The organism is Streptomyces sp. 7-21, assembly GCF_016741785.1.
Classification (GTDB): domain Bacteria; phylum Actinomycetota; class Actinomycetes; order Streptomycetales; family Streptomycetaceae; genus Streptomyces.
The window spans coordinates 95,164-120,470 of the sequence record NZ_JAERRL010000013.1 but is presented as its reverse complement, the minus strand read 5'-3'; the positions used below and the strand labels follow the sequence as shown (position 1 = coordinate 120,470).

The following is a 25,307-nucleotide window of genomic DNA, read 5'->3' as shown; positions in this document are numbered from 1 at the left end:
ACCTGCGTACGGCTCCGCCGCTTCAGAAACCGAACTCCTGCGTCCACCAGGGGCCGCCCTCGCCCTGCCATATGCCGACGCCGAGCGTGCGGTAGTCGCAGTTGAGGATGTTGGCCCGGTGCCCCTCGCTGTTCATCCACGCCGCCATGACGGCCTCGGCGTCCGGCTTGCCCCGCGCGATGTTCTCGGCCGCCAGGTGGGTGACGCCCGCCTCCTCGGCCCGGTCCCAGGGGGTGTGACCGTCGGGGTCGGTGTGGGAGAAGAAGCCGCGCTCCGCCATGTCGCGGCTGAAGTCCGCGGCGAGCCGGGCCAGCGCCTCGTCCGCGGTGACGGGCTGGCAGCCGGCCCGGGCCCGCTCCTCGTTCACCAGCGCCAGCACGGCCGCGGCCGGCCCGGCCTCGCCGGTGTCCTCACCGGATGCGCCGCCGGACGCCTCGGCGGAACCGCCAACGTCAGCCTCCGGCCCGGGCTCCGGCTCGTCGGTGGGAGAGGGCTCGGCCGCCTCGGTGGCGGCGGGCTCGGGCTCCGGCTCGGGCGGCGGCGCAGTGCCGGCCGGCACCGCGCCCGGCGTCGTCCCGTCACCGGGCGCCGCCGGGGGCGCGTCGGATGCGCTGCCGGACCCGGGCGGCGGCTCCTCGGCCGCGGCTCCGCCGGCACCGGGCCGGGCCGGTCCGCCGTCGGCCCGCACGCCGCCGCGCGGCCCGGACGGCTCCTGCTCGCCGGCGTCCGGCGCCAGCCACGACGCCGCGGTGACGGCGCACACGGTCAGCACGGCGGTGGTTCCCAGCAGCCGGGCGCCCCGGCGCGGGCGCCGGTGCGCGCCGCCGCGCCGCGTCGTCGTGGTCGTGGTGGTCGTGCCGGAATGTCGGTGGCGTCCCATCCGGGCACACCCTCCTCGGTCACTCGTCGGCCACACGTCGGTCACGCCGCATCCGGACTCACTCGAACGGGTGAGACCGCTGTGGCGAGACTGTACGGCACCGCGGCGGGAACCGGACCGGTTAACGTGCGTCATATGGACCAGACCTCACGCCCCTGGCCCTCCCCCTCTCCCAGGGCCGCGGGCAGCGAAGACAGCGGGGACGTCAGGATGACCGCGTGGGTACGCGGCCACGTGCAGGGGGTCGGCTTCCGCTGGCACACCCGGGCCCGCGCGCTGGAACTAGGGGGCCTGCGCGGCGTGGCCCGCAACCTCGCCGACGGCCGGGTCGAGGTCGTGGCCGAGGGGCCCCGCGACCGCTGCGAGGCCCTGCTGGCCTGGCTCCGAGGCGGCGACACGCCCGGCCGCGTGGACGGCGTCACCGAGATTTGGGACACACCCCGAGGCGCCTATGAGGGGTTCGGAACCGGCTGAGCGGCGGCGGCCGGTGCCGCGCGCCAGCGGCGGTGGCGGAGCCGGAAACTGCTTGCCAGTCCTGCCCCGACGTGCAAGGATGCCGTTCATCCGACCCGTCGGCTGGCCTGGGCGCAGCGCCCTTCCGAAAGTCGCCGCCCCCGCCCCGCGGGTGTCCGGTCACGCGGCGCGCAGGGCGATACGCGGTGTGATCGTGTTGACCGTGCCACTTTTTGGTGAGACGCTGAAAGTCCCGCGTATCTCGGCCGCGTGACCGTGTGAACAGCGCGCCGAGCGGACATCGCGGGTGTTATCCCTCACGACCCACCACGGCTTCGGTCGGTCACTCAGTGTGGAGGACCATCCATCATGGCAAAGGCGCTTCTCGGTCACGTCGGCGGCTCCGACCCCCGAGTCCTCGCCGAGATGCGACGGTTGCAGCAGCGCGTCCAGGACCTGGAGACCCAGCTTCTCCGGGTGCAGGCGGAGAACGACGCGCTGGCCGCCGCCGCTCGGCACAGGGGGCCGGTGCTCGACGGCATCGACGCGTCGAAGGCGGAGCCCGCGCTGACCTGACCTCAACGACGAGGCGGCGTGGACCATCCGCTCACGGTACATGCGAGGGACGCTTCGGCGTCCCTCCGTCATTGTGGTCCCCGCCCGCCGTGATGGCTGGCTTCCCGGTCCGGCTTACTGACTGATGTGCCCCGTCAGCTCCGCGTCGAAACGGCTGAGCTGAGAACATCGGCGGGTAAAGTCCCTCGGCGTGCATCTCAAGACCCTGACCCTGCGAGGCTTCAAGTCCTTCGCCTCCGCCACGACGCTGCGCTTCGAGCCTGGCATCACCTGCGTCGTGGGGCCCAACGGGTCGGGCAAGTCCAACGTCGTCGACGCCCTTTCCTGGGTGATGGGCGAGCAGGGCGCCAAGTCGCTGCGCGGCGGCAAGATGGAGGACGTCATCTTCGCCGGCACCGCCGGCCCGTCCGGCCGGCCGCCGCTGGGCCGCGCCGAGGTCTCGCTCACCATTGACAACTCCGACGGCGCCCTGCCCATCGAGTACTCCGAGGTCACCATCACGCGGACGATGTTCCGCAACGGCGGCAGCGAGTACCAGATCAACGGCGACACCTGCCGCCTCCTCGACATCCAGGAGCTGCTGTCAGACTCCGGCATCGGCCGCGAGATGCACGTCATCGTCGGCCAGGGCCAGCTGGACTCCGTGCTCCACGCCGACCCCGCCGGCCGCCGGGCGTTCATCGAGGAGGCCGCCGGCGTCCTCAAGCACCGCAAGCGCAAGGAGAAGGCGCTCCGCAAGCTCGACGCCATGCAGGCCAACCTCGCCCGCGTGCAGGACCTGACCGACGAACTGCGGCGCCAGCTCAAGCCGCTGGGGCGGCAGGCCGCCGTCGCCCGCAAGGCCGCCGTGATCCAGGCCGACCTGCGCGACGCGCGGCTGCGCCTGCTCGCCGACGACCTCGTCACCCAGCGCGCCGCGTTGCAGGCCGAACTCGCCGACGAGGCGGCCCTGAAGGAGCGCAAGGAGGCCGCCGAGGCCCGGCTCGCCGAGTCGCAGGCCACCGAGGCCGCGCTGGAGGAGGCGCTGCGCGCGCTCACCCCCCGCGTCCAGCAGGCCCAGCAGACCTGGTACGAGCTCTCGCAGCTGGCTGAGCGGGTGCGCGGAACGATCAGCCTCGCGCAGGCCCGCGTGACCTCCGCCACCGCCGCCGAGCCGGAGGAGCGGCGGGGCCGCGACCCGGACGACATGGCGCGCGAGGCGGCGCGTATCCGCGAGCAGGAGGCGGAGCTGACCGCCGCGGCTGAGGCCGCCGCCCGCGCGCTGGAGGACACCGTCGAGCACCGGGCCGAGCTGGAGCGCCGCCTGGCCGACGAGGAGCGCCGCCTGCGCGACGCCGCCCGCGCGCTGGCCGACCGGCGCGAGCAGCTCGCCCGCCTGCACGGGCAGGCCAACGCCGCGCGCAGCCGCGCCGCCTCGGCCCAGGAGGAGATCGACCGGCTCACCGCCGCCCGCGACGAGGCGGCGGAACGCGCCGCCGCCGCCCGCCGGGAGTACGAGGCGCACCAGGCGGCGGCCGACGGCCAGCAGGCCGGTGACACGGCGCTGGCCGAGGAGCACGAGCGGGCCAAGGCGGAGCTGGCCGAGGCCGAGGCTGCCGCGGCCGCCGCGCGTGAGGCCCTCACCGCGGCCGAGCGCGAGCGCGCCGCCGTCGCCGCGCGTCACGACGCCCTCGCCCTCCAGCTGCGGCACAAGGACGGCACCGGGGCGCTGCTGGAGCCCGGTGACCGGCTCGCCGGCGTCCTGGGCCCGGCCGCCGACCTGCTGACGGTGGCCCCGGGGTACGAGGTGCCGGTGGCGGCCGCGCTCGGCGCCGTCGCCGACGCCGTGGCCGTGGACTCCACCGCCACCGCCGCCGAGGCGCTGCGGATGCTGCGCAAGCGCGACGCCGGGCGGGCCTGGCTGCTGCTCGGCGGCGCGCCCGCCGCGGCGCTGCCGCCCGCCGCCGACGGCCTGCCGCCGCGGGCCGCCGAGCTGGTCAGCGGTCCCGACACGCTGATGCCGGCGGTGCGCGCGCTGCTGCGCGACGTGGTGGTCGTCGCGACGCTTGAGGACGCCGAGGACGTCGTGGCCGCCCACCCGCACCTGACCGCCGTGACGGCCGAGGGCGACGTGCTCTCCCGCTACCGGGCGCACGGCGGCTCGGCGGGGGCGCCCAGCCAGCTTCAGGTGCGGGCCGCCGTGGACGAGGCAGCCGCGAAGCTGCATGAGCTGACGGCCCGCTGCGCCGAGCTGGGAGCCGCCCGGGAGGAGGCCCGTGAGCGGCGGCGGCGGTGCGCGGCGCGGGTGGAGGAGCTGGGCCGCAGGCTGAGCGAGGCGCAGCGCGAGAACTCGCGCGTCGCACAGGAGCTGGCCCGGCTCGGCGCGCAGGCCCGCGCCGCCGAGGCGGAGGCCGGGCGCGCGGCCGCGGCCACGGCCCGCGCCGAGGAGGAGCTGGCCACGGCCCTGGAACGCGCCGAGGAGCTGGCCGAGCGCCTGGCGGCTGCCGAGGAGGTGGCCGAGGCGGAGGAGGAGCCCGATACCTCCGTGCGCGACCGGCTCGCGGCCGACGCCGCCAACGCCCGCCAGACGGAGATGGAGGCGCGGCTGGCGCTGCGCACGCACGAGGAGCGGGTGAAAGCGCTGGCCGGCCGCGCCGATGCGCTGGACCGCGCCGCTCGAGCCGAGCGGGAGGCGCGTGCCCGGGCCGAGCGCCGGCGTGCGCGCCGGCGTCACGAGGCCGAGGTCGCCTCGGCGGTGGCCGAAGGCGCCCGCCGGCTGCTGGCCCGCGTCGAGGAGTCGCTGGCGCGCGCCGAGGCCGAGCGGCAGGAGGCCGAGACCGAGAAGGCGGCGCGCGAGGCCGAGCTGGCCACGGCGCGGGCCGAGGGCCGGGACCTGAAGGCGGAGCTGGACAAGCTGACGGACTCGGTGCACCGGGGCGAGGTGCTGGGTGCGGAGAAGCGGCTGCGCATCGAGCAGCTGGAGGCGCGTGCCCTGGAGGAGCTGGGCGTGGAGCCCGACGTGCTGGTGGCCGAGTACGGCCCCGACCAGCCGGTGCCGCCGTCGCCGCCGGCCGAGGGCGAGGAGCTGCCCGAGGACCCGGATCACCCCCGCAACCGCCCCCGGCCGTTCGTCCGGGCGGAGCAGGAGAAGCGGCTGCGGGCTGCGGAGCGCGCCTACAAGCAGCTCGGGAAGGTGAACCCGCTGGCGCTGGAGGAGTTCGCGGCGCTGGAGGAACGGCACAAGTTCCTCAGCGAGCAGCTGGAGGACCTCAAGAAGACCCGGGCCGACCTGCTGCGGGTGGTCAAGGAGGTCGACGAGCGGGTCGAGCAGGTCTTCACCGCCGCGTTCCACGACACCGCGCGGGAGTTCGAGGGCGTCTTCTCGCGGCTGTTCCCGGGCGGGGAGGGCCGTCTGGTGCTCACCGATCCGTCCGATATGCTCACCACCGGCGTGGACGTGGAGGCCAGGCCGCCCGGCAAGAAGGTCAAGCGGCTGTCGCTGCTCTCCGGCGGGGAGCGGTCGCTGACGGCCGTCGCGCTGCTGGTGTCGATCTTCAAGGCGCGGCCCAGCCCGTTCTACGTCATGGACGAGGTCGAGGCCGCGCTCGACGACACCAACCTCCAGCGGCTGATCCGGATCATGGAGGAGCTCAAGGACAGCTCCCAGCTCATCGTGATCACGCACCAGAAGCGCACGATGGAGGTCGCCGACGCGCTGTACGGCGTGTCGATGCAGGGCGACGGTGTCTCGAAGGTCATCAGCCAGCGGCTGGCCTGACCGTTTTCGTCCCTTTTTCTTCCTCCTTTTCCTCTGGTGTGCCGCCAAAAGTGGCGAATGGCATAGTTTCTGTGCGCCTCTGGCGTTCGCACCGAAAGCTTTGGCTTAGGCATAGTTGCCCTTATTGGTTTGGAGGCACTGACACAGGAGCAGAGCGTTGACCACGACCTCCGGTAGTGAGACGGACGCGGCACGAAGGCCCGCGCACCTCACCTACGTCATCTACATCGCCGCCACCGCGGCGATGGGCGGGTTCCTCTTCGGCTACGACAGCTCCGTCATCAACGGCGCGGTCGAAGGCGTCCGTGACAGATTCGACGTCTCCTCGGCCCGGCTCGGCACCGTGGTCGCGATCGCTCTGCTCGGCGCGGCCCTCGGCGCGCTGGTCGCCGGCCGGCTGGCCGACCGCCTCGGCCGGATCCGCGTCATGCAGCTGGCAGCGGCCTTCTTCCTCATCAGCGCCGTCGGCTCCATGCTCCCGTTCACCGTCTGGGACCTGGCGTTCTGGCGCGTCGTGGGCGGGGTGGCCATCGGCATGGCGTCCGTCATCGCCCCGGCCTACATCGCCGAGGTCTCACCCGCCGCCTACCGCGGCCGCCTCGGCTCGTTCCAGCAGGCCGCGATTGTGCTGGGCATCGCCGTCTCGCAGCTGGTGAACTGGGGCATCGTCCGCATCGCCGACGGCGACCAGCGCGGCCCGGTCCTCGGCCTGGAGGCGTGGCAGGTGATGCTCGGCGTCGAGGCGGCGCCCGCGCTGCTGTACGGGCTGCTCACGCTCAACCTCCCCGAGTCGCCGCGCTACCTGGTCCAGCGCGGCCGGCTGCGGCAGGCGCGCGAGGTGCTGGCCTCCGTCGAGGAGCGCGGCAAGGACCTGGACGCCGAGATCGCCGAGATCCAGCAGCGGCTCCAGACCGAGCACCGGCCCAGCTGGCGCGACCTGACGGGCGGGCGCGGCGGACTGCTGCCGATCGTATGGGTGGGCATCGGGCTGTCGCTCTTCCAGCAGCTCGTCGGCATCAACGTGATCTTTTACTACTCCAACTCGCTGTGGCAGTCCGTCGGCGTTGACCCCAACGCGTCGTTCTTCTACTCGTTCACCACGTCGATCATCAACATCATCGGCACGGTCATCGCGATGCTGCTGGTGGACCGGATCGGCCGCAAGCCGCTGGCGCTCGCCGGCTCCGCCGGCATGGCCGTCTCGCTGGGCCTGGCGTGCTGGGCCTTCTCCTACAAGAGCGGCACCGGCGACGACATCCGGCTGCCGGACACGCAGGGCACGGTCGCGCTCGTGGCCGCGCACAGCTTCGTGCTGTTCTTCGCGCTCTCCTGGGGCGTGATCGTCTGGGTGCTGCTCGGCGAGATGTTCCCCAACCGGGTCCGCGCCGCGGCGCTCGGCGTGGCCGCGGGCGCCCAGTGGGTCGCCAACTACGCCATCACCCAGACCTTCCCGCAGCTGTCGGACTGGAACCTCTCCGGCGCCTACGCCATCTACACCGCCTTCGCCCTGCTGTCGATCCCGTTCGTCCTCGCCTGGGTCCCGGAGACCAAGGGCAAGGCGCTGGAGGAGATGGGCTGACCACCGGGCTGACACGGCCGCCGCGAGGGGCGGCGCGGCGGGCGCCGCGCCGTCAGTGATACTTGTGGACGCGCCCAGCCCACGCCCGCGCGCTCGTCACACCTAGGGAACCGATGGACATCCTCATCATCGCCGCAGTCATCGTCGTGGTCGCCGTCCTGGCGGCCGGCGGCCTCGTTATCAGCCGCCGCGGCCGCCAGGCGACGAAGCAGGTACCGCAGACCCGGGAGGGCGCGGGGACTACGGCCGCCCCGCCCGCCGCCGGGACGACCGAGGCGCCCCCCGAGCCGCAGGTGGGCGAGGACGACGGCACCGCGCCGCCCGTCTCCGAAGAACGGCGCACCATCGAGGACGTGACCCCGCCGGACGGCCCGGTGGCGCCGCCCGCGCCCGAGATCGAGGTGCCCGAGCCGTCCGCCGGCCGGCTGGTCCGGCTCCGGGCCCGGCTGGCCCGCTCCCAGAGCTCCCTCGGCAAGGGCCTGCTCACCCTGCTGTCCCGGGAACGGCTGGACGAGGAGACGTGGGAGGAGGTGGAGGACACCCTCCTCACCGCCGACGTCGGCGTCGGCCCCACCCAGGAGCTGGTCGAGCGGCTGCGCGAGCGCGTCCGCGTGCTGGGCACCCGCACGCCCGAGGAGCTGCGCGCCCTGCTCCGCGAGGAGCTGCTGACCCTGGTCGGCACGGACCTCGACCGCACCGTGCACACCGAGGGCGGGGTCTCCGCCGAAGGCGAGGAACGGCCCGCGGTCGTGCTCGTCGTCGGCGTCAACGGCACCGGCAAGACCACCACGACGGGGAAGCTCGCCCGGGTCCTGGTCGCCGACGGCAAGTCCGTCGTCCTCGGCGCCGCCGACACCTTCCGCGCCGCCGCCGCCGACCAGCTCCAGACCTGGGGCGAGCGCGTCGGCGCCCGCACCGTGCGCGGGCCGGAGGGCGGTGACCCCGCGTCCGTGGCGTTCGACGCGGTCCGCGAGGGCATCGCCGAAGCCGCGGACGTCGTGCTGATCGACACCGCGGGGCGGCTCCACACCAAGACCGGGCTGATGGACGAGCTCGGCAAGGTCAAGCGGGTGGTGGAGAAGCAGGGTCCGGTCAACGAGGTGCTGCTGGTCCTCGACGCCACCACCGGGCAGAACGGCCTGGTGCAGGCCCGCGTCTTCGCCGAGGCCGTCAGCATCACCGGCATCGCGCTCACCAAGCTCGACGGCACCGCCAAGGGCGGCATCGTCGTGGCCGTGCAGCGTGAGCTGGGCGTGCCCGTGAAGCTGGTCGGCCTCGGGGAGGGCGCGGACGACCTCGCCCCGTTCGAGCCCGAGGCGTTCGTCGACGCGCTGCTGGCCTGAGGGCCCGCGGCCTTCAGGCCGCCGCGGCCCGGTGGCAGGCCCAGGCCAGCGTGCCGAGGAGCAGCCGGGCGGGCGGGGGCGCGCCCGCCGTCTCCGGCGCCGGTGGCCGCAGCCAGCGGACGGGGCCGAGGCCGCCGTGGGAGGACGGCGGCGCCGTGAGGTAGCTGCCGGGGCCGTACCCCCGGATGTCCAGGGCCGTGCCGTCCCAGCCGGTGCGGTACAGCAGCTGCGGCAGCCGCCGGGCCGCGCCGGGCGCCACGAGGAACCACACCCGTCCGTGCGGCGCCCGCGCCACCGGGCCGAGCGGCACTCCCAGGCGTTCGAGCCGGGGAAGCGCCTGGCGGCCGGCCGCCTCAGGCACCTCGAGCGCGTCGAAGGCCCGGCCGCAGGGCAGCAGCACGGTCGCGCCGGCGGGGCGCGCGCAGGCGTCCGCCCAGATCTCCTGTGTCTCGCCGAGGGCCGTGCCCGCCCCGATGACCAGGCCGGGCGCCAGCGGGTGCGCGCCTGGCGCGGGGCACGCACCGTCGCCGCAGCAGCAGACGGCCCGGGCCCGGCCCAGCGGTCTCCTGGCCCGGGCGCCAGGCACCACGTCCCACCCCCACAGGCCGGTGTACTCGGCGACGGCCAGGGCGCCGGGGGCACGGCTGGCCCGGCGCGGGCGGCGGAGCTCACGGATGCCGCCGATCGTGAAGCCCATGCACTCTCCAACGGGTCCCCGGGGCGCGGGTTACGGCGGGCGGCAGGGCCCGGACGGGCCGGAAAGGAGAGGCGGGGGACAAGGGGGGAGCATGCGCAACTCCGTGCGCCCCCAGCGCGCTTCGCTCCATCCATACGCCGCGCTCTACGAGACAAGTGAAGCGTGTGGAGCGGGCATGAGGTTCCTTCGAGGGGGTGGCGAATGGTGGCGATTGCGGCTTGCCGGTCGTCGTCACCGTGATCGTAGGATTACTTTCGGTGCGTCAGTAAGACACACCGTCAGTTACGTGCTCGAGGGCGAAGGGGCGTGACGATGAGTGGCGATGGCAGCGGGATCACCACCCGGCGCCCCAATGACCGGCTCACCTCGTGGTTCCAGCGCAGCGGCTGGTCCAAGGGCGAGCTGGCCCGGCAGGTGAACCGCCGTGCCCGGCACCTGGGAGCCCACCACATCAGCACCGACACCTCCCGCGTGCGCCGCTGGCTGGACGGTGAGCAGCCCCGCGAGCCGATCCCGCGCATCCTGTCCGACCTGTTCTCCGAGCGCTTCGGCTGCGTCGTCAGCATCGAGGACCTCGGGCTGCGTTCGGCCCGCCAGTCCGCCGCGGTCTCCGGCATCGACCTGCCCTGGGCCGGCCCGCAGACGGTGGCGCTGATCAACGAGTTCTCCCGCAGCGACCTCATGCTCGGCCGCCGCGGCTACCTCGGCACCTCGCTGTCGATGTCCGCGGGGCCCGGCCTCATCGAGCCCATGCAGCGGTGGCTCGTCCCCTCCCCGGCACAGTCCCCGGCCGGGTACGCGGCACCGGCCACGGCTGCATCCCACGGCACGCCCGGCCAGGCCGCTGACCCGGCGGACGGCACCGGCGCCCCGGGGCTGACCGCGCTGTCCCGCCAGCCGGGAGACCGGCCCCGCCGCTCCGGCCCCCTGTCCGGCCCGGAGCTGGAGATGCTTGAGCGCACGACCGCCGAGTTCCGCCGCTGGGACGCCCAGTCCGGCGGCGGCCTGCGGCGCAAGGCCGTCGTCGGCCAGCTGCACGAGGTCACCGACCTGCTGCAGGAGCCTCACCCCGCCCCCGTGCGCCAGCGGCTCTTCCGCGTCACGGCCGAGCTGGCCGAGCTGGCGGGCTGGATGAGCTACGACGTCGGCCTCCAGCCCACCGCCCAGAAGTACTTCGTCCTGGCCCTGCACGCCGCCAAGGAGGCGGGCGACCGGCCGCTGGGGGCGTACATCCTGTCCGAGATGAGCCGCCAGATGATCCACCTGGGCCGCGCCGACGACGCGCTGGAGCTCATCCACCTCGCCCAGTACGGCAGCCGGGACGGCGCGACCGCGCGCACCCGCTCGATGCTGTACGCGATGGAGGCCCGCGCCTACGCCACGCTGGGGCAGCCGCCGCGCTGCCACCGCGCCGTGCGCATGGCCCAGGACGCCTTCGCCGAGATCGAGCCGGGAGAGCCGGAACCGGACTGGATCCGCTTCTTCTCCGAGGCCGAACTGCACGCGGAGACCGCCCACTCCTACCGCGACCTCGCCTACGTGGCCGGGCACAGCCAGTGGTACGTCGCCACCGCCCGCCCGCTGATGGAGCGTGCCGTCGAGCTGTTCGGCCGCGAGTGCGCCCAGGAGGGGGGCGGCGGCCACCGCCGTTCGTATGCACTCAATCTGATCGGCATGGCCACCGTGCACTTCCTGGCGCGGGACGCCGAGCAGGGCGCGGCCTGCGCCGCCCGGGCCGTGGACCTCGCCGGGCAGCTTCGCTCTGAGCGCGTCAGCAACCGGCTGCGGAAGACCTCCGCCACGGCGCTGCGTGACTTCGCCCGGGCCCGCCCGGTGGCCGAGCTGGCCGAGCGCGTGACCCACGAGCTGCCGGAACGACGGGACGCCGCCGCCAGCCAGGCGGTCTGAAGGCTGCCGGCCGGCCCCCTCCCGTCCTTACGTCACCGGCCGCGGCGTCGCGCCGGCGGTCCGGCGCCGCCTCCCCGCGGGCCGCCGGGCGGCGGCGCCGCGGCCGGGCCCGGCCGCACACTCGCCCGGACCCCGCCCCGGCCCCTGCCGGACCCGCCGTACGTGACGGCGGAATCCCCGCCAGTGAAGTGGCCTGGCACAGTACCCGGCCTTTGGTAAAGGAACGATAAACGTCATCCCGGTGTAACACGGGCGCACCCATCGTCACGCTGGCGAAACACGCGCGGCCCCCGGCGGAAACGGTGCTCGGGAAGTCTGGCGCATCATGCCCGACCCCGATCCCGCCCGCACGGGTCGTAAACCCCGAGGAGACGTTCACCTTGGAAGCAGCGAATATCGCCTTTGTTGTGATCAGCGCCGCGATGGTCATGCTGATGACCCCCGGGCTCGCCTTTTTCTACGGCGGCATGGTCCGGGTCAAAAGCGCGCTCAACATGCTCATGATGTCCTTCATCTCGCTGGGCATCATCAGCCTGCTGTGGGTGCTGTACGGCTTCAGCCTGGCCTTCAGCGGGGACAGCGGCGGAATCATCGGTGACCTGGAGGCCGCCGGATTCCCGCAGGACATCTACCTGGTCGACGGCGAACTCGACGGCGCCCTGCTGTCCTTCGCGGTTTTCCAGCTCATGTTCGCCATCCTGACCCCGGCCCTGATGAGCGGCGCCCTCGCCGACCGCGTCAAGTTCGCGAGCTGGGCGCTGTTCATCACGCTGTGGGCCACGGTCGTGTACTTCCCGGTCGCCCACTGGGTCTGGGCTGAGGACGGGTGGCTGTATGACCTGGGCGTGATTGACTTCGCCGGCGGCACCGCGGTCCACATCAACGCCGGCGCCGGAGCCCTCGGGGCCGTCCTCGTCGTCGGCAGGCGCATCGGCTTCAAGAAGGAGCCCATGCGGCCGCACAACCTGCCGATGGTGCTCCTCGGCGCCGCGCTGCTGTGGTTCGGCTGGTTCGGCTTCAACGCCGGGTCGGAGCTCGCGCCGGACGGCACCTCCTCCCTGATGGCCCTCAACACCCAGGTCGCCACGGGCGCCGCCGTCGTCGGCTGGCTCGCCTACGAGCGGATCCGCCACGGCGCGTTCACCACACTCGGGGCCGCCTCCGGCGCGATCGCGGGCCTGGTTGCCATCACGCCGTCCGGTGCGCACGTCAACCCCATGGGCGCCATGCTCATCGGCATCGTCGCGGGCGTCGCCTGCTCCTGGGCCGTGAGCCTGAAGTTCAAGCTCGGCTACGACGACTCGCTCGACGTGGTCGGCGTCCACCTCGTCGGCGGCCTCATCGGCACCCTGATGGTGGGCTTCCTCGCCACCCAGGGCCGGGCGGGCACCGAGCAGTTCGGCAAGCAGGCGCTCGGCGCCGTATCCGTCATGGCGTACTCGTTCGTCGTCAGCTACCTGCTCGCCCTGCTGATCCAGCGCACCATCGGCTTCCGGGCCTCCGAGGAGGAGGAGACCGGCGGTCTGGACCTCGCCTACCACGCGGAGACCGGGTACGACTTCAGCCAGGCCGGCAGCGGTTCCGCCGGCGCCAGCAACGGTGTCCCCGCCCCTGTCGCGGCGGACGTGAAGAAGGTGGACGCATGAAGCTCATCACCGCGGTGATCAAGCCGCACCGGCTCGACGAGGTCAAGGAGGCGCTCCAGGCCTTCGGGGTGCACGGCATGACCGTCACCGAGGCCAGCGGCTACGGCCGCCAGCGGGGCCACACCGAGGTCTACCGCGGCGCGGAGTACACCGTCGATCTCGTGCCCAAGGTGCGCGTCGAGATCCTCGCCGAGGACGCCGACGCCGACCAGCTCATCGACGTCGTCGTCAAGGCGGCCCGCACCGGCAAGATCGGCGACGGCAAGGTCTGGTGCCTCCCGGTGGACACGGCCGTCCGGGTCCGCACCGGGGAGCGCGGACCCGACGCTCTCTGACCACCGACGCCCTGCGCACACGATCTGCGCACGACAGGAAACCGGGGACCGCATGACAGCGGAGACACCAGCCACAACCCGCGCCCAGGCGGACCCCGGCCGCGGCTACGCGGCGGCCCGGCTGCGCCTGCTCACCGCGCCCGGCGGCGCGGGGGCGCTGACCGGGCCGCCGCGCCGCGCGGAACTCGCCCGCCTCACGGACGACTGGCTCGCCGGGCTGCTGGCCGCGGGGCCGCGGCCCACGCGCGTCGCGCTCGTCGCCGTGGGCGGCTACGGCCGCGGCGAACTCTCCCCGCGCAGCGACCTCGACCTGCTGCTCCTGCACGACGGCGGCGCTCCCGCCCGGGAGATCGCGGCGCTCGCCGACCGCCTGTGGTACCCCGTGTGGGACCTCGGCCTGGCACTCGACCACTCCGTGCGCACCCCGCGGGAGGCGCGGGAGACCGCCGCGGCCGACCTGAAGGTCCACCTCGGCCTCCTCGATGCCCGGCATCTCGCGGGGGACGGCACCCTCACCGCCGAACTGCGCACCTCCATCCTGGCCCAGTGGCGCTCCCAGGCCCCCAGGCTGCTGCCCGCGCTGCGCGAGCTCGGCCGTGAGCGCGCCGAGCGCCACGGCGAACTGCCGTTCCTGCTGGAACCCGACCTGAAGGAGGCCCGCGGCGGCCTGCGCGACGCCACCGCGCTGCGCGCCGTCGCCGCCTCCTGGGTCGCCGACGCCCCCCGCCAGGGCCTCGCCGCGGCCCGCAACACCCTGCTGGACGTCCGCGACGCGCTCCAGCTGACCACCGGCCGTGCCACCGACCGCCTGGCCCTGGAGGACCAGGACCAGGTCGCCAAGGCTCTCGGGCTCCTGGATGGCGACGCGCTGCTGCGCCGTGTCTACGAGGCCGCCCGCACCCTGGCCTACGCCTGTGGCGTCACCTGGCGCGAGGTCGGCCGCGTGCTGCGCGCCCGCTCCGCCCGGCGGGGCCTGCGCGGCCTGCTGCCCGGCAGGCCGTCCGGCACCACCGCCAGGGGCCCGGCGCGCACGCCGCTCGCGGAGGGCGTCGTCGAGCAGGACGGCGAGGCGGTACTCGCCCGCACCGCGCGCCCCGACCGCGATCCCGTGCTGCCGCTGCGGGCCGCCGCCGCCGCGGCCCAGGCCGGGCTGCCGCTCGCTCTGCCCGCCGCGCACGCTCTGGCCGCCGCCGCGGAGCTGCCCGTGCCCTGGCCCGCCGAGGCCCGGGAGCAGTTCGTCACCCTGCTCGGCGCCGGCCCCGACACCGTGCCCGTGTGGGAGGCGCTGGAGGCCGCCGGGGTCATTACCCGCCTGCTGCCCGACTGGGAGCGCGTCCGCTGCCGCCCGCAGCGCAACCCCGTCCACCGCTGGACCGTGGACCGGCACCTCGTCGAGACCGCCGTCCATGCCGCCGCGCTCACCCGCCGGGTGAGCCGCCCTGACCTGCTGCTGACCGCCGCCCTGCTCCACGACATCGGCAAGGGCTGGCCCGGCGACCACAGCCGCGCCGGCGAGACCATCGCCCGCGACATGGCCACCCGCATCGGCTTCGGCCCCGCCGACGCCGGTGTCCTGGCCACCCTGGTCCGCCACCACCTGCTGCTCGTCGAGACCGCCACCCGCCGCGACCTCGACGATCCCGCCACGGTGCGTCACGTCGCCGAGGCGGTCGGCACCCCCGGCACCCTCGCCCTGCTGCACGCGCTGACCGAGGCCGACGCCCTCGCGACCGGCCCGGCCGCCTGGTCGGCGTGGCGCGCCCGCCTGGTGGGCGACCTCGTGGCGCGCGTCACCGCGGCCTTCGCCGACGGCGAACAGCCTCCCGCCTCGCCGGGCCGCCCCTCGGTGGCTGCCGAGCGCCTCGCCGTGGAGGCGGTCCGCACCGGCGCTCCCGTCCTCACACTCAAGGCCCGCCCCGAACCCGGAACACCTGCCGGCACCGGACTGGGGCCGGAACCGGTCGGCGCCGAACTCCTCGTCGCGCTGCCGGACCGGCCCGGTGTACTGCCCGCCCTGGCCGGCGTGCTCGCGCTCCACCGCCTGACCGTTCGCACCGCCGGGCTCAGCGGCGCGAACCCGCTCGGCCAGGGCCGGGTACTCCTCCTCGACTGGCGCGTCGCCGCCGAGTTCGGCGCACTGCCCCCGCCCGAGCGCCTCCGCGCCGACCTGGTGCGCGCGCTGGAGGGCTCCCTCGACGTCGCGGGCCGCCTCGCCGAGCGGGAGGCCGCCTACCGCCGCCCCCGCCACCGCCGCGTGGCCCCGCCCCCGCCGCCCCGCGTCACCGTGGCGCGCCCCGGCTCCGAACGGGCCACCGTGATCGAGGTCCGCGCCCAGGACGCTCCGGGCCTGCTCTACCGCATCGGCCGTGCCCTGGAGGGAGCCGGGGTGCGGGTGCGCAGCGCGCACGTCAGCACGCTGGGGGCCAACGCCGTCGACGCCTTCTACGTGACCACCCCCGGCGGCGTCCCGCTGCCGCCTGAGGAGGCCGGCGCGCTGGCGCAGAGCCTCCAGCGGGCGCTGGCCCAGGGCTGAGGATCCGACGCGGGCTGACCGCAACCGCGGCGTGCCGATACGCTGGGGAGCACTGTCACCCACCTACCTGCTGAAGTACCCCGCACCGCAGACGGCGGGGTTGGAGGATTTGCAGCGCCGTGTTCGACACTCTCTCCGATCGCCTTGCGGCGACATTCAAGAACCTCAGGGGCAAAGGCCGGCTGAGCGAGGCGGACATCGACGCCACGGCGCGGGAGATCCGGATCGCCCTGCTCGAAGCCGACGTGGCGCTCCCGGTTGTCCGGTCCTTCATCAAGCAGGTCAAGGAGCGCGCCCTCGGCACCGAGGTCTCCAAGGCCCTCAACCCCGCGCAGCAGGTCATCAAGATCGTCAACGAGGAGCTGATCGGCATCCTCGGCGGCGACACCCGGCGGCTCCGCTTCGCCAAGAACCCGCCGACCGTGATCATGCTCGCGGGCCTCCAGGGCGCGGGCAAGACCACGCTGGCCGGCAAGCTCGGCCTGTGGCTCAAGAGCCAGGGGCACACGCCGCTGCTGGTCGCCTGTGACCTCCAGCGCCCGAACGCCGTCAACCAGCTGACGGTGGTCGCGGAGCGGGCGGGCGTCGGCATCTTCGCCCCGGAGCCCGGCAACGGCGTCGGCGATCCCGTCAAGGTCGCCGAGGACTCCGTGGCCTACGCCCGCGACAAGCAGTACGACGTGGTCATCGTCGACACCGCCGGACGCCTCGGCATCGACGAGGAGATGATGCGGCAGGCCGCCGACATCCGCGACGCTGTCAGCCCCGACGAGGTGCTCTTCGTCGTCGACGCCATGATCGGCCAGGACGCGGTGACGACCGCCGAGGCCTTCCGCGACGGCGTGGGCTTCGACGGCGTGGTGCTCTCCAAGCTCGACGGCGACGCGCGCGGCGGTGCCGCGCTGTCCATCGCGCACGTCACCGGCCGCCAGATCATGTTCGCCTCCAATGGCGAGAAGCTGGACGACTTCGACGCCTTCCACCCCGACCGGATGGCCTCGCGCATCCTGGGCATGGGCGACGTCCTCAGCCTCATCGAGCGGGCCGAGCGCACCTTCAGCCAGCAGGAGGCCGAGAAGCTCGCGAGCAAGCTGGCCAAGGGCCCCAAGGAGTTCACCCTCGACGACTTCCTCTCCCAGATGGAGCAGGTCCGCAAGATGGGCTCGATCTCCAAGCTGCTGGGGATGATGCCGGGGATGGGCCAGCTGAAGGAGCAGATCAACAACCTCGACGAACGCGAGGTGGACCGCACGGCCGCGATCATCAAATCGATGACCCCGGCTGAGCGGGCCGATCCCAAGATCATCAACGGTTCCCGGCGCGCCCGCATCGCGCGCGGTTCCGGCGTGGACGTCAGCGCGGTCAAGGGCCTGGTGGAGCGGTTCTTCGAGGCCCGCAAGATGATGTCCAAGGTCGCCCAGGGCGGCGGCGTCCCGGCGATGCCCGGGATGCCGGGTATGCCGGGTATGCCCGGCATGGGAGGCGGTGCGGCCAGGAAAAAGGGCAAAGCGCAGAAGAAGGCCAAGGGCCGCCGCCGCAGCGGCAACCCGATGAAGCGGCAGGCCGAGGAGCAGGCGGCCGCCCGCCGCCGGGCGGGCGAGAGCGGCGGGAACGGCGAGGTGCCGTTCGAGCTGCCCAAGGAGTTCAAGGACATGCTGCCGCCGCAGTGAACGGCCGCGTATAACGACGGCATTGCGGCCCGGCGGCCGATTCACGCTCAGTGCCCGCCGGGCCGTACTATTCCCGCCATGGCAAAGGCTCCCGTACTCACCCCGCAGGCGGAGGACTTCCCCCGCTGGTACCAGGACGTGATCAACAAGGCCGAGCTCGCGGACAACGGTCCGGTGCGCGGCACGATGGTGATCCGACCGTATGCGTACGGGATCTGGGAGCGGATGCAGCAGGAGCTGGACGCCCGCATCAAGAAGACGGGCACCCGCAACGCCTACTTCCCGCTGTTCATCCCGCAGTCCTACCTGGTGCGGGAGGCCGAGCACGTCGAGGGGTTCGCCCCCGAGCTGGCCGTCGTCACGCACGGCGGCGGCAAGCAGCTGGAGGAGCCGGTCGTCACCCGGCCCACCTCCGAGACGGTCATCAACGAGTACTTCTCCAAGTGGGTCCAGAGCTACCGGGACCTGCCGCTGCGGATCAACCAGTGGGCCAACGTGGTGCGCTGGGAGATGCGGCCGCGGCTGTTCCTGCGCACCAGTGAGTTCCTGTGGCAGGAGGGGCACACGGCCCACGCCAGCTACGAGGAGGCCCGGGACTTCGCCGCGCTCATCCACCGCGAGGTCTACGCCGACTTCCTCGTCAACACGCTCGCCCTCGACGTCGTGCTCGGCCGCAAGACGCCGGCCGAGCGGTTCGCCGGGGCGATCAACACCCTCACCCTCGAGGGCATGATGGGCGACGGCAAGGCGCTCCAGCTGGGCACCAGCCACGAGCTGGGGCAGAACTTCGCCCGTGCCTTCGACACCACCTTCCTGTCCCGCGAGGGCAGCCGCGAGCTGGTCTGGCAGACCTCCTGGGGCGTCTCTACCCGCATGATCGGCGGGCTCATCATGTCGCACGGCGACGACAACGGCCTGCGGGTACCGCCCAGGATCGCGCCGGTGCAGGCCGTGGTCATGGCCGTCAAGGACGACGAGGCCGTGCTGGCCAAGGTGCGCGAGCTGACCGCCGCCCTCCAGGCGGCCGGCGTCAGGGCGGAGGCCGACGACCGCGCCGACGTGCCGTTCGGCCGCCGCGCTGTGGACTGGGAGCTGAAGGGCGTGCCGGTGCGGGTGGAGATCGGCCCGCGCGACCTGGCGGAGGGCACGGCCATGCTCGCCCGGCGCGTTCCCGGCGGCAAGGAGCCGGTCTCGCTCGATGCCGTGCCCAAGCTGCTGCCCTCGGTGCTGGAGGAGGACCAGGCGCTGCTGCTGCGCCAGTCCCGCGAGCGCCGGGAGGCGCGCACCAGCGATGTGCGCACCGTCGAGGAGGCCGTCGAGGCCGCCGCCGCGGGCGGCTGGGCCCGCATCCCGTGGGCCGACCTCGGCCCCGAGGGCGAGGAGCGGCTGGCAGCCGAGGCGGTCTCGGTGCGCTGCCTGGTCGCGGAGGACGGGTCGGTTCCGGGTTCCGATGACGAGCCCGGTACCGTCGCAGTCGTGGGCCGCGCGTACTGAGCGCGCGGCCCTCGGGCCCCCACACCGACAACTGAACACCTTCACACATCCCCCCACACCCCACCCCCCACGCAATCCCTGGCCATCGCCGTTACGGCTCTCTCAGTAGTAGGTGCAAATTCGTGGACTTGACCCGGAATCGGAACACCCGGGGGGACTTGCTCGTTATGCACGACGTGAGCACGACACCACCAGTTCTCGCGGCCGAGCTGGCACACGCGTGGGCCGACATTCAGCGGTACCACCCGGAACTGCCTGACCTGGCCGCTCCGGAATCCCTCATCGGAGAGTCCTCCTCGGCCTGCGGCTCGGAGCTCTCCTTCGAACGACTGCTGCACGAGGCGGTGCACGGCATCGCCGCCGCCCGCGGCGTGCGCGACACCTCACGCGCCGGGCGCTACCACAACCGCCGGTTCCTCGCGATCGCCGAGGAGCTCGGCCTGGACCACACCGAGGACCCGCATCCGTCCAGCGGCTTCTCGCTGGTGACGATGAACAGCGAGACCCGGCAGCGGTACCGGGACACGGCCGAGCGGCTCGCCAGAGCCGTCAAGGCCCACAGCGCGGCCACCGCGACCGACACCAAGCGCAGTTTCCGCGGTCCGGCGGCGCGGCACGGCTCCTCCGGCGGTGGCGTGCGGGTCAAGGCCGTCTGCGAGTGCGGGCGGAACGTCCGCGTCGTGCCGTCGGTCCTGGCCCAGGCGCCGATCGTCTGCGGAGCGTGCAAGAAGCCCTTCACGATCGCGGACAAGATGGCGGTGGCCGCCTCCGCGTGAGGACGGCCCGTCCGGTGCCCAGGCGGCGGTGTGGCACAATGGGCGGCTGAACTCGGCAGTCGTACAGGATCCCTCTCTCCTCCGGCTGACGCGTCCGCCGGGCCCCCGGCGCCGCCCTCCCCACGTGGCATCCCGCGGTGGCCCACTTACGTCAACATCAGGAGACACCACAACCGTGGCAGTCAAGATCAAGCTGAAGCGCCTGGGCAAGATCCGCTCGCCGCACTACCGCATCGTTGTCGCCGACGCCCGGACGCGCCGGGACGGGCGGGCCATCGAGGAGATCGGCCTGTACCACCCGGTGCAGAACCCGTCGCGCATCGAGGTCGACTCCGAGCGCGTGCAGTACTGGCTGGGCGTCGGTGCCCAGCCGACCGAGCCGGTGCTCGCCATCCTCAAGCGCACCGGCGACTGGCAGAAGTTCAAGGGCCTGCCGGCTCCGGCCCCGCTGAAGGAGCCGGAGGCCAAGGCCGACAAGCGCGCGCTCTTCGAGGCGGCGGCCAAGGAGTCGGGCGGGGAGCCGAAGGGTGAGGCCATCACCCCCAAGGCGAAGAAGGCCGACAAGGGCTCCGAGAAGTCCGAGTCCGAGGGCTAAGGGATGCTTGAGGAGGCGGTGGAGCACCTGGTCAAGGGCATCGTCGACCATCCCGAAGAGGTCCAGGTCGCCTCGCGCACGCTGCGCAGAGGCCGCGTGCTCGAGGTGCGGGTGCACCCCGACGACCTCGGCAAGGTGATCGGTCGCAACGGCCGCACCGCCCGCTCGCTGCGCACCGTCGTGGGAGCGCTGGGCGGCAAGAACGTCCGCGTCGACCTGGTCGACGTGGACGAGGTTCGCTGACCGCGCGAGCACGTGACGCGGCCCCCAGGGCAGTGGCCTGGGGGCCGCCGCGCTGACAGCGCCGGCGAGTGCGCCGGGCACGCACAACGGAACGGACACGGAACGGAAGCCGAGTGGAACTCGTCGTCGCGCGCATCGGCCGCGCCCACGGAATCCGCGGCGAGGTGACCGTGGAGGTCAGGACGGACGAGCCGGAGCAGCGCCTCGCACCCGGAGCCGTCCTCGCCACGGATCCGCCGGAGGCCGGCCCGCTGACCATCGCCAGCGGACGGGTGCACAGCGGCCGCCTGCTGCTGCGCTTCGAGGGGGTCACCGACCGCACCGCGGCCGAGGCCCTGCGCAACACCCTGCTGCTGGCCGAGGTGGACCCGGACGAACGCCCCGAGGACCCGGAGGAGTTCTACGACCACCAGCTGATCGGGCTCACCGCCGTCACCACGGCCGGCGCCGAGGTGGGGCGGGTCACCGAGGTCGCCCACCTGCCCGGCCAGGACCTGCTGGTGGTGGCGCGCACCGGGGGAGGCGAGGCGATGGTCCCGTTCGTCCGCGAGATCGTGCCGCATGTGGACCTGGCCGCCGGGCGGGTCGAGATCGACCCTCCGGCCGGGCTGCTCGACACAGCCGGTCCGGCGGGGCCGGCCGCCGACTCCGGGTCCGGGTGACGGCGGTGCGGATCGACGTCATCACGATCTTCCCCGAGTACCTGGAGCCGCTGAACGTCTCGCTCGTCGGCAAGGCGCGGGCCCGGGGCCAGCTCGACGTGCGCGTCCACGATCTGCGCGCGTTCACCCACGACCGGCACCACACCGTGGACGACACCCCGTACGGCGGCGGCCCGGGCATGGTGATGAAGCCGGAGCCGTGGGGCGAGGCGCTGGACGCCGTGCTGGCGTCCGGGGAGCCCGGCGGCGCCGAGCCGGTCATCGTCGTGCCCACGCCCAGCGGACGGCCGTTTACGCAGCCGCTCGCGCAGGAGCTGGCCGGCTGCCGCTGGCTGGTGTTCACGCCCGCGCGCTACGAGGGCATCGACCGGCGCGTCATCGAGGAGTACGGCGCGCGCCTGGACGTGCGGGAGATCTCGATCGGTGACTACGTGCTGGCGGGCGGTGAGGCGCCGGTGCTGGTGATGACCGAGGCCATCGCCCGGCTGCTGCCCGGCGTCCTGGGGAACGCCGACTCCCACCGCGACGACTCCTTCGCGCCGGGTCCCATGGCCGGGCTGCTGGAAGGGCCGGTCTACACCAAGCCGCCGCGGTGGCGCGGCCGTGAGGTGCCCGAGGTGCTGCTGTCCGGTCACCACGGCCGCATCGCCCGGTGGCGGCGTGACCAGGCGCTGCGGCGCACCAGCCGCAACCGGCCCGACCTGATTGAGTCCGCCGACCCGGCTGCCTTCGACCGGCATGATGAGGCGACCCTGGCGGAGCTGGGGTGGGAGCGGGACGCCGGGGGTCGATTTGGGCGGCGGTCGGCCGGCGTGGAAGAATAGGCGGTCGGCTCACGACCGGCGTGCGGCCCTGCCACAGGGGGAGCGACGCCGCCGGGGCGTCTGGGCCGCCACCGATGACCATTCGAACCATTCCGCTGATGACCTGTGGCATCAGCGAAGAGAGCAGCAGGCCATGAACCTCCTCGACAGCGTTGATGCCGCGTCCCTGCGTGACGACATCCCCGCTTTCCGTCCTGGTGACACCGTCAACGTGCACGTGCGCGTCATCGAGGGCAACCGCTCCCGCGTGCAGCAGTTCAAGGGCGTGGTGATCCGCCGCCAGGGCTCTGGTGTCCGGGAGACCTTCACCGTCCGCAAGGTGAGCTTCGGTGTCGGGGTGGAGCGCACCTTCCCGGTGCACACCCCGGTCGTGGAGAAGATCGAGGTCGTCACCCGGGGCGCCGTCCGCCGCGCCAAGCTGTACTACCTGCGCAACCTCCGCGGCAAGGCCGCCAAGATCAAGGAGAAGCGCGAGAGCTGACGGCTGCCGTGGCCTGGCCGGTTACCATCACGGCGTGACCGGATCCGACGAAGAATCGCCCGAGCGCGATCACCGTTCCGCTCCCGAGCCGAGCCGGAGACGGTGGTCGCGCTTCGTGCGTCGGCCGGTGGCGCTGCTGCTCGGCACGCTGCTGCTCACCTCGCTGGTGAGCGCCTTCGTCATCCAGCCCTTCTACATTCCGAGCGGTTCCATGGCGGACACGCTCCACGCCGGGGACCGGGTGTTCGTCAACAAGCTCGCCTACCGCTTCGGCGGCGAGGTGCAGCGGGGCGACGTCATCGTCTTCGACGGCAGCGGGTCGTTCGTCCAGGAAGAGCCGGACCCGGGCCCTCTCGAGGGGCTGCTGCGCACGCTCGGCTCCACGGTGGGGCTCGTGCCCTCGTCGGGGAGCGACTACGTCAAGCGCGTTATCGGCGTCGGCGGCGACCGGGTCCGCTGCTGCGACGCCCAGGGACGCATCGAGGTCAACGGTGAGCCACTCGACGAGTCGTACGTGTATCCGGGGGACAACCCTTCGAACGTCAGGTTTGACATTGAAGTGCCGGAGGGACGGTTGTGGGTGATGGGCGATCACCGTTCTGACTCCGCTGACTCCCGGGAATACCTTGGCGCCCCGGGAGGCGGAACCGTCCCCGAGGACAAGGTGATCGGCCGCGTCGAGTGGATCGGCTGGCCGCCCAGCCGCTGGAGCACGGTGCGGTCTGAGCATGGGTAGACGGGGACAGCGGGGAGCGGCGAGCCGCCACGCCGCGCCCAAGGGCCACCGGCCGGAGCAGCCGGCCGAGCCGCGTCAGACGCTGCGGGGCCCGGGTGAGGGCCGGGCGGACCGGCGGCGTGCGGCGAAGCGGATCAAGCGGCGCAAGCGGCTCCGCGCCACGCGCGAGGTTCCCCTCCTGATCGGCGTGGCGCTGCTGATCGCCCTGGGGCTCAAAACGTTTCTGGTACAGGCGTTCGTCATCCCCTCCGGCTCGATGGAGGAGACGATCCGCATCGATGACCGGGTGCTGGTGGACAAGCTCACCCCGTGGTTCGGCTGGGAGCCGGAGCGCGGGGACGTGGTCGTCTTCGAGGATCCCGGCGGGTGGCTCACGCCCGAGCAGCAGACGGACGGCTCCGGTCCGCCGGTCATCGGCCCGGTGATGGACTTCCTGTCGTGGACCGGGCTGCTGCCCGACGACGACCACCAGGACCTCATCAAGCGTGTGATCGGCGTCGGCGGCGACACGGTGGCCTGCTGTGACGACGAGGGACGGGTGACGGTCAACGGCCACCCGCTGAACGAGCCCTACCTGTACCCCGGGAACCCGCCGTCGCGGATCGAGTTCGAGGTGACGGTGCCCGAGGGACGGATCTTCGTGATGGGGGACCACCGGTCGAATTCGGCCGACTCCCGGTATCACCTGAACGATCCGCATCACGGTACGGTGCCGGTGGGCAACGTCCTGGGCCGGGCGGTCGCCGTGGCCTGGCCGTTCAGTCACTGGCAGACGCTGGACGACGCGGAGGTGTTCGCCGCCGTGCCCGACCCCGGCGCGCCGCGGGCTGGCGCCGAGGGGGTGACCGGGGAGAAGGAAATAGCGGTACTCCCGATTCCTGTGGAACTCCCAGTCGTTATGGGAGTAATGAGCCTGCTGCGGATCGGGGGCAGGCCGAAGCGCGGTGTGAGGAGTGAGCGTGGGGGATGTAGCGGTCGGCGCGCGGTCCGGATCGGGAGAGCCGGACGAGGAGCGCCTTCCCCATGGCGGCGAGGCCACGGGCGGTTCCCCCGGCACTGGCGGCGCTCCGGGGGCCGGCGGCGCCGGCCGGGCCGCGGACGGCGGCGCGGCGGCACCGGGCGGCCCGGGGAGCGAGGGGACCGGTGAGCCGGAGCCTCCTCGCGACGGGAGCGGCGGCGACCCGCAGGGGAACCAGCAGGAGGACGGCCAGGAGGACAGCCAGGAGGACGGCGGCGGCCGTGGCACGAGCAAGAAGAAGCCCCGGTCGTTCTGGAAAGAGCTGCCGGTCCTCATCGGCGTCGCGGTCGTCCTGGCACTGCTGATCAAGACGTTCCTGGTGCAGGCGTTCTCGATTCCCTCCGACTCGATGCAGAACACGCTCCAGCGCGGCGACCGGGTGCTGGTGGACAAGCTCACCCCGTGGTTCGGCTGGGAGCCGGAGCGCGGGGACGTCATCGTCTTCGAGGACCCCGGGGGCTGGCTCGGCGAGGGAACCGGGGGCTCGGGCGGCTTCGGCGCCGCGGTGCAGGACGTGCTCAGCAAGATCGGGCTGATGCCGTCCTCCGAGGAGCAGGACCTGATCAAGCGCGTCATCGCGGTGGGCGGGGACACCGTGGAGTGCAAGGAGAACGGCCCGGTCCTGGTCAACGGCTTGCCGCTCGACGAGAGCGAGTACCTCTACCCGGGAAACACCCCCTGCGGTGACCGGCCGTTCGGGCCCATCACCGTGCCCGAGGGACGGCTGTGGGTCATGGGCGACCACCGGCAGGACTCGCTCGACTCCCGCTACCACCAGAACCTCCCGTACCAGGGGACGGTGTCCGAGGACGACGTGGTGGGGCGCGCCATCGTGATCGCCTGGCCGGTGTCGCGGTGGTCGACGCTTTCCGTGCCCGGCGGCTACGACTCGCTGAGTTCCGCCGCGCCGGCCGCGCTGGGCCTCGCCGGCGCCCTGCCGCTGGTGCTGTGGCGCCGGCGGCGGCTGCTGCGGCGCCTCGAGCAGGGGGAGCCCCAGGAGCGTGCCGCGGCCGCCGAGGTGGCCGAAGCGGACGCCAGGGGCTGACCTGCGGCCCTTCCGCTGGGTAGGGTCACGGGGTGGTCACCGTGATCACCTCGGGA

The 25,307-nt window shown here is 73.3% G+C and carries 21 protein-coding genes and 1 pseudogene; 20 read left to right on the top strand and 2 right to left on the bottom strand.

The features are described from left to right. Positions 1–22: 22 nt before the first annotated feature. Positions 23–880: a CAP domain-containing protein gene (locus JK356_RS17230; protein ID WP_236671463.1), complete on the bottom strand. Its 858-nt coding sequence runs from the start codon at positions 878–880 to the stop codon at positions 23–25. Positions 881–1,090: 210 nt separating this feature from the next. On the opposite strand from JK356_RS17230, the gene JK356_RS17225 reads away from it, so the two are divergent. From JK356_RS17225 to ftsY, 5 genes are all read left to right on the top strand, one after another. Further along, positions 1,091–1,354, top strand: coding sequence for an acylphosphatase (locus JK356_RS17225; protein WP_236671462.1), 264 nt, complete (start codon positions 1,091–1,093; stop codon positions 1,352–1,354). Between the two features lie 348 nt (positions 1,355–1,702). Continuing rightward, positions 1,703–1,909, top strand: coding sequence for a hypothetical protein (locus tag JK356_RS17220; protein WP_201869124.1), 207 nt, complete (start codon positions 1,703–1,705; stop codon positions 1,907–1,909). Between the two features lie 190 nt (positions 1,910–2,099). After that, the gene (gene smc, locus JK356_RS17215) at positions 2,100–5,666 is read left to right on the top strand and encodes a chromosome segregation protein SMC (RefSeq protein ID WP_201869121.1); all 3,567 of its coding nucleotides are present in this window, start codon (positions 2,100–2,102) and stop codon (positions 5,664–5,666) included. A gap of 157 nt (positions 5,667–5,823) precedes the next feature. Further along, the gene (locus JK356_RS17210; RefSeq protein WP_201869115.1) at positions 5,824–7,245 is read left to right on the top strand and encodes a sugar porter family MFS transporter; all 1,422 of its coding nucleotides are present in this window, start codon (positions 5,824–5,826) and stop codon (positions 7,243–7,245) included. A 113-nt stretch (positions 7,246–7,358) separates the two neighbouring features. Then, positions 7,359–8,588 carry a signal recognition particle-docking protein FtsY gene (gene ftsY / locus JK356_RS17205; RefSeq protein ID WP_201869113.1) on the top strand — a complete coding sequence of 410 codons (1,230 nt, stop codon included), beginning with the start codon at positions 7,359–7,361 and terminating at the stop codon, positions 8,586–8,588. A gap of 13 nt (positions 8,589–8,601) precedes the next feature. On the opposite strand, the gene JK356_RS17200 is transcribed toward ftsY, so the two are convergent. Continuing rightward, positions 8,602–9,285 carry a bifunctional DNA primase/polymerase gene (locus tag JK356_RS17200; RefSeq protein WP_201869111.1) on the bottom strand — a complete coding sequence of 228 codons (684 nt, stop codon included), beginning with the start codon at positions 9,283–9,285 and terminating at the stop codon, positions 8,602–8,604. Positions 9,286–9,597: 312 nt separating this feature from the next. On the opposite strand from JK356_RS17200, the gene JK356_RS17195 reads away from it, so the two are divergent. The 15 genes and pseudogenes from JK356_RS17195 (at position 9,598) to lepB (JK356_RS17125) (ending at position 25,251) form a co-directional block, all read left to right on the top strand. Continuing rightward, positions 9,598–11,193: a hypothetical protein gene (locus tag JK356_RS17195; protein WP_201869110.1), complete on the top strand. Its 1,596-nt coding sequence runs from the start codon at positions 9,598–9,600 to the stop codon at positions 11,191–11,193. A gap of 338 nt (positions 11,194–11,531) precedes the next feature. Then, positions 11,532–12,839 carry an ammonium transporter gene (locus JK356_RS17190; protein ID WP_374100667.1) on the top strand — a complete coding sequence of 436 codons (1,308 nt, stop codon included), beginning with the start codon at positions 11,532–11,534 and terminating at the stop codon, positions 12,837–12,839. Then, positions 12,836–13,174 carry a P-II family nitrogen regulator gene (locus JK356_RS17185; protein WP_201869105.1) on the top strand — a complete coding sequence of 113 codons (339 nt, stop codon included), beginning with the start codon at positions 12,836–12,838 and terminating at the stop codon, positions 13,172–13,174. Before JK356_RS17190 ends, JK356_RS17185 begins: the two co-directional genes overlap by 4 nt. 52 nt (positions 13,175–13,226) lie before the next feature. After that, positions 13,227–15,707 (top strand): [protein-PII] uridylyltransferase, encoded by a 2,481-nt coding sequence (locus JK356_RS17180; RefSeq protein WP_201869101.1) that lies wholly within the window; start codon positions 13,227–13,229, stop codon positions 15,705–15,707. 119 nt (positions 15,708–15,826) lie between these two features. Continuing rightward, positions 15,827–17,377 (top strand): signal recognition particle protein, encoded by a 1,551-nt coding sequence (gene ffh / locus JK356_RS17175; protein WP_201869100.1) that lies wholly within the window; start codon positions 15,827–15,829, stop codon positions 17,375–17,377. A gap of 78 nt (positions 17,378–17,455) precedes the next feature. Next, complete coding sequence (gene proS, locus JK356_RS17170) at positions 17,456–18,871, top strand: proline--tRNA ligase (protein ID WP_201869099.1); 1,416 nt, start codon at positions 17,456–17,458, stop codon at positions 18,869–18,871. 167 nt (positions 18,872–19,038) lie between these two features. After that, complete coding sequence (locus JK356_RS17165) at positions 19,039–19,647, top strand: hypothetical protein (RefSeq protein WP_236671461.1); 609 nt, start codon at positions 19,039–19,041, stop codon at positions 19,645–19,647. A gap of 175 nt (positions 19,648–19,822) precedes the next feature. Continuing rightward, entirely contained in the window at positions 19,823–20,242 is a 420-nt protein-coding gene (gene rpsP / locus JK356_RS17160; protein WP_201869095.1) for a 30S ribosomal protein S16, read from the top strand. Positions 20,243–20,245: 3 nt separating this feature from the next. After that, positions 20,246–20,485 (top strand): RNA-binding protein, encoded by a 240-nt coding sequence (locus JK356_RS17155; protein ID WP_201869093.1) that lies wholly within the window; start codon positions 20,246–20,248, stop codon positions 20,483–20,485. Positions 20,486–20,598: 113 nt separating this feature from the next. Then, the gene (rimM, locus tag JK356_RS17150) at positions 20,599–21,147 is read left to right on the top strand and encodes a ribosome maturation factor RimM (RefSeq protein ID WP_201869091.1); all 549 of its coding nucleotides are present in this window, start codon (positions 20,599–20,601) and stop codon (positions 21,145–21,147) included. A gap of 5 nt (positions 21,148–21,152) precedes the next feature. Continuing rightward, positions 21,153–21,971, top strand: a complete 819-nt coding sequence (trmD, locus tag JK356_RS17145; protein WP_201869089.1) for a tRNA (guanosine(37)-N1)-methyltransferase TrmD — start codon at positions 21,153–21,155, stop codon at positions 21,969–21,971. A 133-nt stretch (positions 21,972–22,104) separates the two neighbouring features. Beyond that, the gene (gene rplS / locus JK356_RS17140; RefSeq protein ID WP_201869087.1) at positions 22,105–22,452 is read left to right on the top strand and encodes a 50S ribosomal protein L19; all 348 of its coding nucleotides are present in this window, start codon (positions 22,105–22,107) and stop codon (positions 22,450–22,452) included. A gap of 34 nt (positions 22,453–22,486) precedes the next feature. After that, the gene (gene lepB / locus JK356_RS17135; protein WP_201869086.1) at positions 22,487–23,188 is read left to right on the top strand and encodes a signal peptidase I; all 702 of its coding nucleotides are present in this window, start codon (positions 22,487–22,489) and stop codon (positions 23,186–23,188) included. Further along, positions 23,181–23,888, top strand: a pseudogene (gene lepB / locus JK356_RS17130) (signal peptidase I); the annotation flags it as partial. The gene lepB (JK356_RS17135) and the pseudogene lepB (JK356_RS17130), both read left to right, overlap by 8 nt. Positions 23,889–24,147: 259 nt before the next feature. Beyond that, a complete protein-coding gene (gene lepB, locus JK356_RS17125; RefSeq protein ID WP_201869085.1) occupies positions 24,148–25,251 on the top strand; it encodes a signal peptidase I in 1,104 nt (367 codons plus the stop codon). Positions 25,252–25,307: the final 56 nt, after the last annotated feature.